This window comes from Agromyces aureus (assembly GCF_001660485.1).
In the GTDB taxonomy this organism is placed as follows: Bacteria; Actinomycetota; Actinomycetes; order Actinomycetales; family Microbacteriaceae; genus Agromyces; species Agromyces aureus.
In genome coordinates, this window is record NZ_CP013979.1 from 2,350,096 (window position 1) to 2,363,618 (window position 13,523).

At 70.0% G+C, this 13,523-nt stretch carries 10 protein-coding genes; 6 read left to right on the top strand and 4 right to left on the bottom strand.

Features of this window, described 5'->3' with window-relative positions:
* The first annotated feature begins 51 nt into the window (after positions 1–51).
* Positions 52–1,572, top strand: coding sequence for a 2-oxoglutarate dehydrogenase, E2 component, dihydrolipoamide succinyltransferase (sucB, locus tag ATC03_RS10410; protein ID WP_067876542.1), 1,521 nt, complete (start codon positions 52–54; stop codon positions 1,570–1,572).
* On the opposite strand, the gene ATC03_RS10415 is transcribed toward sucB, so the two are convergent.
* Positions 1,569–3,260: a serine/threonine-protein kinase gene (locus ATC03_RS10415; RefSeq protein WP_152030919.1), complete on the bottom strand. Its 1,692-nt coding sequence runs from the start codon at positions 3,258–3,260 to the stop codon at positions 1,569–1,571. The genes sucB and ATC03_RS10415 overlap by 4 nt on opposite strands.
* 153 nt (positions 3,261–3,413) lie before the next feature.
* Between ATC03_RS10415 and lipB the strand changes: the two genes are divergently transcribed.
* The 3 genes from lipB (at position 3,414) to ATC03_RS10430 (ending at position 5,825) form a co-directional block, all read left to right on the top strand.
* Positions 3,414–4,055, top strand: a complete 642-nt coding sequence (gene lipB, locus ATC03_RS10420; protein ID WP_067876548.1) for a lipoyl(octanoyl) transferase LipB — start codon at positions 3,414–3,416, stop codon at positions 4,053–4,055.
* On the top strand, positions 4,052–5,041 hold the full coding sequence (lipA, locus tag ATC03_RS10425; RefSeq protein WP_067876551.1) for a lipoyl synthase: 990 nt from the start codon (positions 4,052–4,054) through the stop codon (positions 5,039–5,041). The genes lipB and lipA overlap by 4 nt, the downstream gene beginning before the upstream one ends.
* Before the next feature lie 73 nt (positions 5,042–5,114).
* Positions 5,115–5,825, top strand: coding sequence for a DUF4191 domain-containing protein (locus tag ATC03_RS10430; RefSeq protein ID WP_067876554.1), 711 nt, complete (start codon positions 5,115–5,117; stop codon positions 5,823–5,825).
* Positions 5,826–5,959: 134 nt separating this feature from the next.
* On the opposite strand, the gene ATC03_RS10435 is transcribed toward ATC03_RS10430, so the two are convergent.
* Positions 5,960–6,394, bottom strand: coding sequence for an RDD family protein (locus ATC03_RS10435; RefSeq protein ID WP_067876557.1), 435 nt, complete (start codon positions 6,392–6,394; stop codon positions 5,960–5,962).
* Between the two features lie 148 nt (positions 6,395–6,542).
* Between ATC03_RS10435 and glnA (ATC03_RS10440) the strand changes: the two genes are divergently transcribed.
* Positions 6,543–7,967 (top strand): type I glutamate--ammonia ligase, encoded by a 1,425-nt coding sequence (gene glnA, locus ATC03_RS10440; RefSeq protein ID WP_067876560.1) that lies wholly within the window; start codon positions 6,543–6,545, stop codon positions 7,965–7,967.
* Between the two features lie 177 nt (positions 7,968–8,144).
* Here the strand turns inward: glnA (ATC03_RS10440) and ATC03_RS10445 are convergent, their stop codons facing one another.
* Both ATC03_RS10445 and glnA (ATC03_RS10450) read right to left on the bottom strand, forming a co-directional pair.
* Complete coding sequence (locus ATC03_RS10445; protein ID WP_067876563.1) at positions 8,145–11,162, bottom strand: bifunctional [glutamine synthetase] adenylyltransferase/[glutamine synthetase]-adenylyl-L-tyrosine phosphorylase; 3,018 nt, start codon at positions 11,160–11,162, stop codon at positions 8,145–8,147.
* A 10-nt stretch (positions 11,163–11,172) separates the two neighbouring features.
* Positions 11,173–12,510: a type I glutamate--ammonia ligase gene (gene glnA, locus ATC03_RS10450; protein WP_067876565.1), complete on the bottom strand. Its 1,338-nt coding sequence runs from the start codon at positions 12,508–12,510 to the stop codon at positions 11,173–11,175.
* Positions 12,511–12,597: 87 nt separating this feature from the next.
* Here glnA (ATC03_RS10450) and panB point away from each other — a divergent pair, with 87 nt between their 5' ends.
* A complete protein-coding gene (gene panB, locus ATC03_RS10455; protein WP_084003428.1) occupies positions 12,598–13,521 on the top strand; it encodes a 3-methyl-2-oxobutanoate hydroxymethyltransferase in 924 nt (307 codons plus the stop codon).
* The last annotated feature ends 2 nt before the right edge of the window (positions 13,522–13,523 follow it).

A 13,523-nucleotide genomic window follows, 5' to 3' on the forward strand; every position in this document is an offset into this window, starting at 1 on the left:
TACGACTGCAATAAGCTACAAGCGTCCCAACGCTGTGAAGGAGACAAGCGCATGAGCGAATCCGTCAGCCTCCCGGCACTCGGTGAGAGTGTCACAGAGGGCACGGTCACCCGCTGGCTGAAGAACGTCGGCGACCGTGTCGAGGTCGACGAGCCGCTGCTCGAGGTCTCGACCGACAAGGTCGACACCGAGATCCCGTCGCCCGTCGCGGGGGTCATCGAGGCGATCCTCGTCCAGGAGGACGAGACCGTCGAGGTCGGCACCGCACTCGTGACGATCGGCGACGGCAGCGCCGCTGCGGCACCCGCCGAAGCGGCTCCGGCCGAAGCGGCACCTGCTGAAGCGGCTCCCGCCGAAGCGGCCGCCGAGCCTGCGCCCGAGCCCGTCGCGGCACCGGTCGCCGAGGCTCCGGCGGCCGAGGCTCCGGCGGCCCCCACCGCGCCCGCCGAGGCACCTGCTGCTCCGGCTCCGGTCGAGGCACCCGCGGCTGCTCCGGCGGCTCCCGCTCCGGTCGAGGCACCCGCCGCGCCGGCTCCGGCGGAAGCGCCGGCGGCTGCACCCGCTGCTCCGGCGGAAGCGCCGGCGGCTGCACCCGCTGCTCCGGCCCCCGCCGCTGCACCGGCCGCTCCCGCGGCACCTGCTGCCCCGGCCGCCCCCGCGGCGTCCGGCTCGCACGCCGGCGCTCCCGGCTACGTCACGCCGATCGTGCGCAAGCTCGCGAACGAGCAGGGCGTCGACCTCGCCAGCGTCACCGGCACCGGTGTAGGCGGTCGCATCCGCAAGCAGGACGTCATCTCGGCGCATTCGGCTCCGGCTGCCGAGGCCGCCCCGGCACGCACCCCGCTCGAGGCGTCGCCGCTGCGCGGCACCACCGTTCCGATGACGCGCCTGCGCAAGGTCGTCGCGGAGCGTGCGGTCGTGTCGATGACCTCGACCGCTCAGCTCACCTCGGTCGTCGAGGTCGACGTGACGAAGGTCGCGCGCCTGCGCGACAAGGTCAAGGGCGACTTCCTCGCCAAGACCGGCAACAAGCTCAGCTTCCTGCCCTTCTTCGCGCTGGCGACCGCCGAGGCGCTGCAAGCGTTCCCGATCATCAACTCGACGGTCGACGGCGACGCCATCGTCTACCCGGCCCAGGAGAACCTCAGCATCGCGGTCGACACCGAGCGCGGCCTGCTCACACCGGTCATCCGCAACGCGGGCGAACTGGACATCGCGGGCCTCGCCGCTCAGATCGCAGATCTGGCCGACCGGACGCGCAACAACCAGCTGAAGCCCGACGAGCTCTCGGGTGGTACGTTCACCCTGACGAACACCGGCTCGCGCGGCGCACTGTTCGACACGCCCGTCGTGTTCCTGCCGCAGTCGGCGATCCTCGGCACCGGCATCGTCGTGAAGCGCCCGGTGGTCGTGACCACCGACGGTTCCGAGGCGATCGCGATCCGTTCGATGGTCTACCTGGCCCTGTCGTACGACCACCGCATCATCGACGGCGCCGACGCCGCACGCTTCCTGACGGCCGTCAAGGACCGTCTCGAATCGGGCGACTTCGAGGCCGACCTCGGCATCTAGTCGAAGATCTCGCGCAATCGCCAACCGGCCTCGCTCCTCACCATGAGGAGCGAGGCCGGTTCGTCGTTGCCGACGCCGACCACCCGGACGAGCACGGCCGCGCCCATCTCGGTGACGACCTCGATCCGCGTCGGGTCGAGCGACCGGATGCCCGGCCCGCCATCGCGGGCTGCGAGCATCCGGCTCCAGTCGGCTTCCTCGAGCGGCGAACCGGCCTGCACGTACGATGCGAGGCACGCGGGATCCAGCTCGTCGAAGCATGATCCCCGCACCTGCAGCAGCTCCTGCGCAGCCGCGATCGGGTCCTCCGGCACGAGTTTCGCGTTGCCGGCCCCACCTTCACCGGCCGCAGCTTCGGCGGACGCATCGTCGCCCGGAGTATTTTCACCGGCCGTCTCGGCGGCCTCGGTCTTCGCACGGTCGGTACCATCACTCCCGAACTCCGCACCCGCAGCCGCGCCGGCGGCACCGGCACCCTCGGCCGACGCGACCGACGGACGATCGGCCGTGCCCCGCTCCCCCGCGCCGGCCGAGGGAACGGCCGTCAGCAGCAGGACGAGCGCGGCGGCCCCGACGAGCGCACCGACCATGACCGGTCGGCGTCGCGTCGAGACCCAGTCGGAGAGCCGATGGCGGATCGTCGCCAGCCGATCCGAGTCCGCGGCCGCAGCCAGGCGTTCGAGCACTGGCGGAGGGAGTTCGGCGAGTTCGAGCACGCCGGCGGCGAGACCGCTTCGTGAATGCTTCCGGCCGCTCCGCGACGGCTGGGCCATGGGATCCATCGGGGTCTCAGCTGGTCGCGGCGCCAGGGCTCGCGCCGGAATGCGCACCTCGCGCGCGGGCGGGAGCCCGGCGATCGGCGCCGGTGACGCCGCGGCGAACATCGCGCGCTCGAGGTCGGCCTCGAAGGCTCGAAACGGTCTGGCATCGAGGCCGGCCCTGGCGAGACGGATCGGACCGTCGAAGACGCCGGCGGGGCGCACCGCGCCGACGACCTGCTCGAGGTATTCGATGAGCGCTGCGGACCCCTCGCGGCGGACAGCCGTGGCCTCGGCCGCTCCGATCGGAACCCGCTCGAGTCCGCCCAGGCCGAGCAGGCGCGGTCGACCGCTCGAGTCGAGCTTGACATCGCTCGTCGTGAGCCCGGCGTGCACGAAGCCGGCATCGGCGAGGCATGCGAGCCCGGCCGCGATCGGCGCGACCAGCGTCACGGCTTCGCCGGGTTCCAGGCTCCGCTCGTGGAGCAGCTGCGCGACCGTGGCTCCGCCGACGCGTTCGACGACCGCGACCCTGCTGCCGTTCACGGCGGCCGAGACATCGAGCAGTGCGGGCATCCCGGCGTCCGGCACGACGTGCATGGCTTCGATCTCGCAGGCCACCGACGCGTCGTCGACCTCGTCGCGGTAGATCCGGACGGCGACGAGCGGTGGCGCCTCGCTCTCCTCCACATGCACCCCGTCGACGCCGTGAGGCACGAAGACCGGCGCTTCGTCGGCGCCGTATCGATCGGCGACCGCGAGAAACACCTCGGCCCGTCGTCCGGATCCGATGCGACGCAGCATCCGGTAGCCGGCGATGCCCGACCCGGTCGTCGCAAGCGAGCCGTCATCTGCCGCGACCGCTGCCGCAGCATCCGCCCGCCCTGCATCTCGCTGCGAACGCCTGCTGCGCTTCCATCCACCGCTCATCGTCCAACCGTGCCCCGGAACCCACCGTCAACCGCCTCGACCGGCACCGCCGGTGCAGAACACTCCTCCGCCTCGGCTGGGGAGGACGGGTCGCCTCCACACACCGACCATGGGCGGACCGCACGGTGCGGCATCCGTGTCTAGACTCGGTGCATGCTCGACTTCGTCGTCGCGGGGCTAAGCGCCAACTCCGTGCCGTACATCGAGGGTCTCGACCTTCAGCGCGCCGTCCATCGCGCGGTCGTCGCGGGCTCACGCCCCGACACCGTCCTCCTCCTGGAGCACCCGTCCGTCTACACCGCCGGCAAGCGCACTGCGCCCGACGAGCGACCGACCGACGGAACCCCCGTCATCGACGTCGACCGCGGCGGCAAGATCACCTGGCACGGCCCGGGGCAGCTCGTCGGCTACCCGATCCTGCACCTCGACGAACCCGTCGACGTCGTCGGCTACGTTCGACGACTCGAAGCCATACTGATCCGCGTGCTCGCCGATCTCGGCGTCGACGGCCGACGCGTCGACGGGCGCTCAGGCGTCTGGGTCGGCCCGCCCGGCCTCGAGAACAAGATCGCCGCGATCGGCATCCGCGTGGCCGAGGGCGTCACCTCGCACGGGTTCGCCCTCAACTGCTCGAACTCGCTCGAGCCGTACGCGAGGATCGTCGCCTGCGGAATCCGCGACGCCGGCGTGACCACCGTGTCGCGCGAGCTCGGTCGCGAGGTCGCCCCGGCCCACCTCGTCGATGCTGTGACCACGGCGTTCCGCCTCGAGTTCGAGTCGGCGATCGCGGCATGAGCGCCGCTCCAGACGGGCGCCGCATGCTGCGCCTCGAGGTCCGCAACGCCGAGACGCCGATCGAGCGCAAGCCCGAGTGGATCAAGACCAGGGCGAAGATGGGGCCCGAGTACCGCCAACTGCAGAGCCTCGTGAAGAGCGAGGACCTGCACACGGTCTGCCAGGAGGCCGGCTGCCCGAACATCTACGAGTGCTGGGAGGACCGGGAGGCGACGTTCCTCATCGGCGGTTCGCAGTGCACGCGCCGCTGCGACTTCTGCCAGATCGACACGGGCAAACCGGCCGACTACGACGTCGACGAGCCGCGACGCGTCGCCGAGTCGGTCGAGCGCATGCAGTTGCGCTACTCGACCGTCACCGGCGTCGCCCGCGACGACCTGCCCGATGGTGGCGCGTGGCTCTACGCGGAGACGATCCGCGAGATCCACCGCCAGTCGCCCGGCACCGGGGTCGAGATCCTCGTGCCCGACTTCAACGGCGAGCCCGAACTGCTGCAGCAGGTGTTCGACGCCCGACCCGAGGTCTTCGCGCACAACGTCGAGACCGTGCCGCGCATCTTCAAGCGCATCCGACCGGCATTCCGGTACGACCGGTCGCTCGACGTCATCACGCAGGGCCGTGACGCGGGGCTCATCACCAAGTCGAACCTCATCCTCGGCATGGGCGAGGAGCGCGCCGAAGTGTCCCAGGCCCTTCGCGACCTGCACGCGGCGGGCACCGACATCATCACGATCACCCAGTACCTGCGTCCGAGCCCGCGGCACCTGCCGGTCGCCAGGTGGGTGCGGCCCGAGGAATTCATCGAGCTCAAGGCCGAGGCCGAGCAGATCGGCTACCTCGGCGTGCTCGCGGGGCCGCTCGTGCGCTCCTCGTACCGTGCGGGCCGTCTCTGGGCGCAGTCGATGCACGCGAAGGGACTGCCGCTGCCGGCCGAACTGGCGCATCTGGCCGACCCCTCGCTCGGCTTCGCGCAGGCGGTCGGCTGAGACATCCGGATGCCGCCTCCGCCCTCGGTGAACGCGGTCGGAGGCGGCGCCTCGCGCCGGTATCCTTGTGCACATGGCACGCACCAAGGATCCGTCCGCTCCCAAGGAGCCAGGGCGTCTGAAGCAGATGTGGCAGGTCTTCCAGATGACCCGCCGCTACGACTCGAGCGCGCAGTGGCTCATGCTGCTCGTGTTCCTCGCTCCCGTCCTCGTGGGGCTCGGGCTCGCGCTCTGGCTGAGTGAGGGCAACGGCTTCACGATCGCACTCTGGATCGTGGCCGGCGTGCTCGCGGGCCTGCTGCTCGCACTGATCGTGCTCGGCCGACGCGCCGAGCGTGCCGCGTACGCGCAGATCGACGGTCAGCCCGGTGCAGTCGGCGCAGTCCTGCGCAGCGGCCTCCGCGGCGGTTGGATCGGCAACGAGATGCCGGTCGCCGTCAACGGCAAGACCCAAGACGCGGTGTACCGCTCCGTCGGCCGCGGCGGCGTCGCGCTCATCAGCGAGGGTCCGCAGACGCGCACGAAGCGCATGCTCGACGACGAGAAGCGCAAGGTCGCCCGCGTGCTGCCGAACGTGCCGATCACGCTCATCGCGGTGGGTCACGACGACGGTGCGATCGAACTGCACCGCCTGCCCGGAGCCCTGCGCAAGATCAAGCGCTCCCTGACCAAGCCCGAGGTGCTCGCGGTGTCGAACCGCCTGAACTCGCTCCAGTCCTCGCTGCCCATCCCGAAGGGCATCGACCCGATGAAGGCACGCCCGCAGCGCGGCAAGATGCGCTGATCCCCCACACGCCGAGAAGCGGCATCCGACTCGGTCGGGTGCCGCTTCGTCGTTTCACGCGTTCCGGTCGATTCCGGATGCCGCGGGCCGGCGTCGTCGGGGCGCTGGAAGCCGGGCGGGCCGAGTCCGACGGGTCAGGCCCGCACGAGCACCGTGCCGGCGACCTTGTCGTGGAATCCGCGCTGGTCGGAGTCCCAGACGAGCGCGGGCACGACGATCGCGAGCAGCACGGTGCGCACGATCGGGCGCCAGAGACCCACCCATCCGCCCGAGATCGGCAGAATCCGCAGGCCCATGAGCCGGTGACCGACACTGCCGCCGATGGTCGGGATGAACACGATCTGCATGAGCACGAAGATGCCGAGCGTGACCCAGGAATGCAGCAGAGAACTGTAGGGAGCGAAGAGCAGCGCGATCAGGATCGCGACGCCCCAGTCGATCGCGATCGCCGCGATGCGCCGCCCGATGCGGCCGACGGAGTTCGGGCCATCGTCGGGCAGCCCGAGGCGCTCGCCGGGCCACTTGCTCGGCTCGAGTTGACCGAAGGTGGTGGGGGTCGCGTCAGGCATCCGTCGATTCTACCGAGATGGCCGCCGTGTAACACGTCTGAAACAATGGCGTCACGGTCGGGTAACCACCACTCGGTACGGTCGACTACGGCTGTGCACGTCCGTCCGGCCTCGCCGGTTCAACTCGCCCCCTTGGAGATTCCACCCCATGTTCAGTGATTCCTCTGAAGTGCTCAAGTTCATCAAGGAGACGGATGTCAAGTTCCTCGACATCCGCTTCACCGACCTCCCGGGTGTGCAGCAGCACTTCAACATCCCGGCGTCGACTGTCGACGAGGAGTTCTTCACGGTCGGCCAGCTCTTCGACGGCTCCTCGATTCGCGGCTTCGCGAACATCCACGAGTCCGACATGCAGCTCATCCCCGATGTGACGACTGCGTACGTCGACCAGTTCCGCACCGCGCGCACGCTGGTGATGATCTTCGACATCTACAACCCGCGCAACGGCGAGATCTACTCGAAGGACCCGCGTCAGGTCGCCAAGAAGGCCGAGAAGTACCTCGCCTCGACCGGCATCGCCGACACCGCGTTCTTCGCCCCCGAGGCCGAGTTCTACATCTTCGACGACGTGCGCTACGAGGTCAACCAGCACTCGAGCTTCTACTCGGTCGACTCCGACGAGGGCGCCTGGAACTCGGGTCGCACCGAAGAGGGCGGCAACCTCGCCAACAAGACCCCGTACAAGGGCGGCTACTTCCCGGTCAGCCCCGTCGACAAGACGGCCGACCTGCGCGACGACATCACGCTGAACCTGATCGAGGCCGGCTTCATCCTCGAGCGCTCGCACCACGAGGTGGGCACCGGCGGCCAGCAGGAGATCAACTACCGCTTCGACACCATGGTGCACGCGGCCGACGACATCCTGAAGTTCAAGTACATCGTCAAGAACACGTCCGAGCAGTGGGGCAAGTCCGCCACGTTCATGCCGAAGCCGCTCTTCGGCGACAACGGTTCGGGCATGCACACGCACCAGTCGCTCTGGAGCGAGGGCAAGCCCCTGTTCTACGACGAGGCCGGCTACGGCGGTCTCTCCGACCTCGCCCGCTGGTACATCGGCGGCCTCCTCAAGCACGCTCCGGCCGTGCTCGCCTTCACGAACCCGACGGTGAACTCGTACCACCGCCTGGTTCCGGGTTTCGAGGCTCCCGTCAACCTGGTCTACTCGGCGGGCAACCGCTCAGCGGCCATCCGCATCCCGATCACGGGCACGAACCCCAAGGCCAAGCGCATCGAGTTCCGCGCTCCGGATGCCTCGGGCAACCCGTACCTCGCGTTCGCCGCGCAGCTCATGGCCGGCCTCGACGGCATCAAGAACCGCATCGAGCCGCACGAGCCCGTCGACAAGGACCTCTACGAGCTCCCGCCCGAGGAGGCCAAGACGATCCCGCAGGTTCCGGGTTCGCTCGACGCCGTGCTCGACGCGCTCGAGGCCGACCACGACTTCCTCCTCGAGGGCGGCGTGTTCACGAAGGAGCTCATCGAGACCTGGATCGACTACAAGCGCGAGAAGGAGCTGAAGCCGCTGGCTCAGCGTCCGCACCCGTTCGAGTTCGAGCTCTACTACGGCGTCTGATCTCCGCACCCCCCGCGGATCCCCACAGGAACGGCCCGCATCGCTTCGGCGATGCGGGCCGTTCCGCCGTTTCTGGGCGGGCGGAAGCGGATGCCCGAACGGACGCCGTCGGCAGAGTCGGACGGATGCCGCGGAGCGCGGGCTGCTGCGCCAGACGATGCCTGCGAGGCGGGCGGGTCAGCTCGTCGTCGGCTCGCGCCGCGGCTCGAGGCCGTAGAAGCCGCGCTCGAAGACCGCTCGTGCCCGCCGGGTAAGGGCGAGGTAGTCGCTCTCGAGCTGCGAGGCCGACCCGGGCGGATACCCCATGATCCGCGAGACGCCCTCGAGCTGCGAGCGCTCGACGGGCAGCACGTCGCTCGTGCGCTCGAGCCACAGGGTGAGCGCCGAACGGGCGCGCGAGGCGAAGACCCAGGCGCTCCGGAGGATCTCGGCGTCGGAGGAGGACACGAGGTCGTGCTCGACCGCGGCGTCGAGCGCGGCGATCGTCGACGTGGTGCGGAGCGCCGGCACGGCCGCCGCATGTTCGAGTTGCACGAGCTGCACGAACCACTCGACGTCGCTGAGGGATCCACGGCCGAGCTTCAGGTGCCGGGTGGGATCGGCACCCTGCGGGAGCCGTTCGTTCTCGACCCGCGCCTTGATGCGCTTGACCTCGCGGACGTCGCGCTCGGAGATCGTCTCGGGGTAGCGCACGGTGTCGGCCAGCTCGGTGAAGTCCGCGAGCAGCCCAGCGTCGCCGGCGATGCCGCGCGCGCGGAGCAGTGCCTGCGCCTCCCACGTGAGCGACCAGCGCGCGTAGTACGCGCGATACGCGTCGAGCGACCGGGCGACGACGCCGTTGCGCCCCTCCGGGCGGAGGTCGGCGTCGAGTTCGAACGGCAGACGGGCGTCCTCGCTGAGTCGAACGAGTTCGGCGACGATGCGCAGCGCCTGCGTATGTGCGGCGTCGGGTTCGGCATCCGTCGCCCGATAGACGTAGATGATGTCGGCGTCGCTGCTGATGCCGAGCTCTCGACCGCCGAATCGCCCCATGGCGATCACGGCGAACTCGATGCCGTCGGGACGCTCGCCGCGGATCGCGCCGACGAGCGAGGCGATGTGGTTCTCGGTGACGTCGCTCAACGCCCAGCCGAGCTCCTGCACCGTGCAGACGTCGAGGATCGCGGCCAACGCGAGCCGCAGCACCTCGCGACGACGGATCGCCCGGAGGATCTTCGCCGACACCGCCGGGTCGGCATGACGTTGCAGCACCGCCCGTGACTCCTCGCGGAGCGCATCGAGCGACCGCGGGCGGAGCTCGTCGAGGTCTTCGAGCCAGGCGACCGCCTCTGGGCTGCGTTCGAGCATCTTCGCCGCATAGCGCGAGCCCGAGAGCACCCTCGTGAGGTTGAGGGCGGCATCCGAGGAGTCGCGCAACAGGCCGAGGTACCAGTGCGTCGTGCCGAGCGTGTCGCTCAGTCGCCGGAACGAGAGCAGTCCGAAGTCGGGGTCGGTGCCGTCGGCGAACCACGAGATGAGCACGGGCATGAGATTGCGCTGGATCTGCGCGCGCCGGGAGACGCCGGACGTGAGCGCGCCGATGTGCGCGAGCGCCCCTCGCGGGTCGCGGAAGCCGATCGCCGCGAGGCGCGCCTCGGCGCGCTCGCTCGTGAGCTCGAGCCCCGAGGCGGGGAGCGCTGCCACCGCCGAGAGCAGCGGACGGTAGAACAGCCGTTCATGCAGCCCGCGCACGCGCTGGCGGGTCGCCTGCCAGACCTCGCCGAGGCGGTCGGCGTCGGGTGCAAGGCCCGAGGCGCGTGCGAGTCGGCGCAGACCCGCGTCGTCGCGCGGCATGAGATGCGTGCGCCGGAGTCGCTCGAGCTGCAGGCGGTGCTCGAGCACGCGGAGCAGCCGGTAGTCGCGCGAGAACTCGGCGGCCTCCTCGCGTCCGACGTAGCCGTTGTCGGCGAGGGCCTCGAGAGCGGGCAGCGTGCCGCCCTGGTGGATCGCGGCATCCGACGCCCCGTGCACCAACTGCAGGAGCTGCACCGTGAACTCGATGTCACGGAGGCCCCCGGGGCCGAGCTTCAACTGCACACCGACCTCGTCGACCGGGATGTGCTCGGTGACGCGCTCGCGCATGCGCTGCACGGATTCGACGAACCCCTCGCGACTCGAGCTCGTCCACACCTTGGGCGCGACGCCCGCCGCATACCGAGCGCCGAGCTCTGCGTCGCCGGCGAGCGGGCGCGCCTTCAGCAGCGCCTGGAACTCCCAGCTCTTGGCCCAGCGGTCGTAGTACTGGAGGTGCGACTCGAGCGTGCGCACGAGCGCGCCGTCCTTGCCCTCGGGTCGCAGGTTCGGGTCGACCTCCCAGAGCGGAGGCTCGACGCCCGGCTCGGCGATGGCGCGCATCGTGAGCATCGCGAGCCGGGTCGTGATGTCGAGAGCACGCGCGTTCGAGACGACCGCTTCGTCGCCCGATTCGCCCACGAAGATCACGTCGACGTCGCTGACGTAGTTGAGTTCGCGGGCGCCGGCCTTGCCCATGCCGATGATCGCGAGCCTGGAGGCCGCGACCTCGGCTGCGGGGTACAGCCCGGGTGCGGCAGGGGCGCCTTCGGCGCGCGAGCTGAACCTGCGGGCGACGTCGAGGGCGGCGTCGAGCGTCGCACCGGCGAGGTCGGCGAGGCCGGCCGCGACCGTCTCGACGGCCTCCACCGCATCGACTCGAGTCAGGTCGAACACCGCGATGCGCGCGAGCAGGCTGCGATAGCGCACCCGCAACGCCGCGGCGACGCGCTCGAAGTCGGCAGCGAGGTCGGCCGACGCGCGCTCGACGCTCGCCAGCAGCAGCACGCGGGCCTCGTCGGTCGAGAACGGCGGACCGGGCACCTCCTGCAGCAGTGCGAGTTCCGACGGATGCCGCAGCAGGAAGTCCGCGAATCCGCGCGACGCGCCGATCAGCCGGGCGAAGCGCTCGGCCGAGGCCGCGGGCGCGAGCACCGCGGCGACCTCGTCGGGCGCGCGTGCAAGGAGCCGCTCGGTGGCGATCAGCACCTCGTCGGGGTCTGCGGCGGTGCCGAACGCGACGAGCAGGTGCTCCTCGTCGAGTCCGGTCAGCGTCGCGAGCGACCCGAGCCGTGCCGCGGAGGCGGACAGGTCGTCGAAACCGGCACGCGCCAGTCGACCGAGCGTTGGCGCCTGGCGAGACATCCTGGGCGCGTCAGAGGATCTCGAGGTTGCGCCGCAGCTCGAACGGCGTCACCTGCGAGCGGTAGTCGCGCCACTCGGAACGCTTGTTCGCGAGCACGTAGTTGAAGACCTGCTCGCCCAGCGTCTCGGCGACGAGTTCGGACTCCTCCATGTACTCGATCGCGTGGTCGAGGCTCGCGGGCAGCGGGTTGTAGCCGAGTGCACGGCGCTCGCTGTCGGTGAGGGCCCACACGTCGTCTTCGGCCTCGGCCGGCAGCTCGTACTCCTCTTCGATGCCCTTCATGCCGGCTGCGAGCAGCAGCGAGAAGGCGAGGTACGGGTTGGCGGCGGAGTCGATCGCACGGTACTCGACGCGCGCACTCTGGCCCTTGTTGGGCTTGTAGAGCGGCACGCGCACGAGCGCGGAACGGTTGTTGTGGCCCCAGCAGATGAAGCTGGGGGCCTCGTCGCCGCCCCAGAGCCGCTTGTACGAGTTCACGAACTGGTTCGTGACCGCGGAGATCTCGTTGGCGTGCTTCAGCAGGCCGGCGATGAAGTGGCGGCCGATCTTCGAGAGCTGGTACTGCGAGCCCGCCTCGTAGAACGCGTTCGAGTCGCCCTCGAACAGCGAGAGGTGGGTGTGCATGCCGCTGCCCGGGAACTGCGAGAAGGGCTTGGGCATGAACGTCGCGTAGACGCCCTGCTCGATCGCGACCTCCTTGATGACCGTGCGGAAGGTCATGATGTTGTCGGCCGTCGTGAGCGCGTCGGCGTAGCGGAGATCGATCTCGTTCTGGCCGGGACCCGCCTCGTGATGGCTGAACTCGACCGAGATGCCGAGGTCCTCGAGCATGCGAACCGAACGGCGGCGGAAGTCGTGCGCCGTGCCGCCCGGAACGTTGTCGAAGTAGCCGGCCGAGTCGACCGGCTCGGGGCCGGCCTCGCCGAACTTCGACGACTTCAGCAGGTAGAACTCGATCTCGGGGTGCGTGTAGAACGTGAAGCCGCGATCGGCCGCGCGCGCGAGCGTGCGCTTGAGCACGTTGCGGGGGTCGGAGACCGCCGGCTCGCCGTCGGGCGTCGTGATGTCGCAGAACATGCGCCCGGTCGGGTCGATGTCACCGCGCCACGGGAGCGTCTGGAACGTGGTGGGGTCGGGATAGGCGAGCAGGTCGGACTCGTAGGTGCGGCTGAGGCCCTCGATGGCCGAGCCGTCGAAGCCGATGCCCTCGGTGAACGCGCCCTCGACCTCGGCAGGGGCGATCGCCACCGACTTGAGGGTGCCGACGACGTCGGTGAACCAGAGCCTGACGAACTTGACCCCCCGCTCTTCGATCGTCCGAAGAACGAAGTCACGCTGCTTGTCCATCCACACCCTCTCTCGCTCCTCTCAGGGTAGCGGTAAGCGGGCGCTCGTCGGGGCGTTGGCCGCGGGCGCGTGTGCCAGACTGCCATCATGTCCGAGCAGCACGCACACCCCGCCACGCCAGACGCCGCGAACAGCGGCGCGACGAACCCGGCCGGGCAGGCCGAACCGGTGACCGAGACCACGCCGTACGGCGGCGGAGCTGCTCCTGGCGGCCCGAAGCGGGTGCGGACACGGCACTTCCAGAACGCCAAGCGCGACGGCATCAAGATCACGGGGCTGACGAGCTACGACCAGCTCACCGCGCGCATCTTCGACGAGGCCGGCATCGACTTCCTGCTCGTCGGCGACTCCTCGGGAAACAACGTCTTCGGCTACGAGACGACGCTTCCGGTCACGGTCGACGAGCTCATCCCCCTGACCCGCGCGGTCGCGGGCGCCGTCAAGCGCGCCTTCGTGATCGCCGACATGCCGTTCGGCTCGTACGAGGTCGGCCCCGAGGAGGCGCTGCACACCGCGATCCGCTTCATGAAGGAGACGGGCGCGCACGCGGTCAAGCTCGAAGGCGGGGTGCGCAGCGCCGAGCAGATCCGACGGGTCGTGCAGGCGGGCATCCCCGTCATGGCGCACATCGGATACACACCGCAGAGCGAGCACGGGCTCGGCGGCCACATCATCCAGGGTCGTGGCGATGCCGTGCAGCAGCTGCTCGCCGACGCGGAGGCGGTTCAGGATGCCGGTGCGTTCGCCGTCGTGCTCGAGATGGTGCCCTCCGACGCGGCGCGCCAGGTGACCGAACGCCTCGACATCCCGACCATCAGCGTCGGAGCCGGACCGCACACCGACGGGCAGTTGCTCGTGTGGACCGATTGGGCTGGCCTCACGGTCGGCCGCGTGCCGAAGTTCGTGCGCCAGTACGCCGATCTCGCCGGCATCCTCGGCAAGGCCGCCGTCGAGTGGCGCGAAGACGTCGCGGCGGGCGAGTACCCGAGCCCCGAGCACAGTTACGAGTGAGC

Bases quoted from the DNA above. Each gene is read 5' to 3' on its own strand.
- ATC03_RS10415 (WP_152030919.1), bottom strand. From the start codon at position 3,260: ATGAGCGGTGGATGGAAGCGCAGCAGGCGTTCGCAGCGAGATGCAGGG.
- glnA (WP_067876560.1), top strand. From the start codon at position 6,543: ATGTTCAGTGATTCCTCTGAAGTGCTCAAGTTCATCAAGGAGACGGAT.
- ATC03_RS10435 (WP_067876557.1), bottom strand. From the start codon at position 6,394: ATGCCTGACGCGACCCCCACCACCTTCGGTCAACTCGAGCCGAGCAAG.
- panB (WP_084003428.1), top strand. From the start codon at position 12,598: ATGTCCGAGCAGCACGCACACCCCGCCACGCCAGACGCCGCGAACAGC.
- lipA (WP_067876551.1), top strand. From the start codon at position 4,052: ATGAGCGCCGCTCCAGACGGGCGCCGCATGCTGCGCCTCGAGGTCCGC.
- lipB (WP_067876548.1), top strand. From the start codon at position 3,414: ATGCTCGACTTCGTCGTCGCGGGGCTAAGCGCCAACTCCGTGCCGTAC.
- glnA (WP_067876565.1), bottom strand. From the start codon at position 12,510: ATGGACAAGCAGCGTGACTTCGTTCTTCGGACGATCGAAGAGCGGGGG.
- sucB (WP_067876542.1), top strand. From the start codon at position 52: ATGAGCGAATCCGTCAGCCTCCCGGCACTCGGTGAGAGTGTCACAGAG.
- ATC03_RS10430 (WP_067876554.1), top strand. From the start codon at position 5,115: ATGGCACGCACCAAGGATCCGTCCGCTCCCAAGGAGCCAGGGCGTCTG.
- ATC03_RS10445 (WP_067876563.1), bottom strand. From the start codon at position 11,162: ATGTCTCGCCAGGCGCCAACGCTCGGTCGACTGGCGCGTGCCGGTTTC.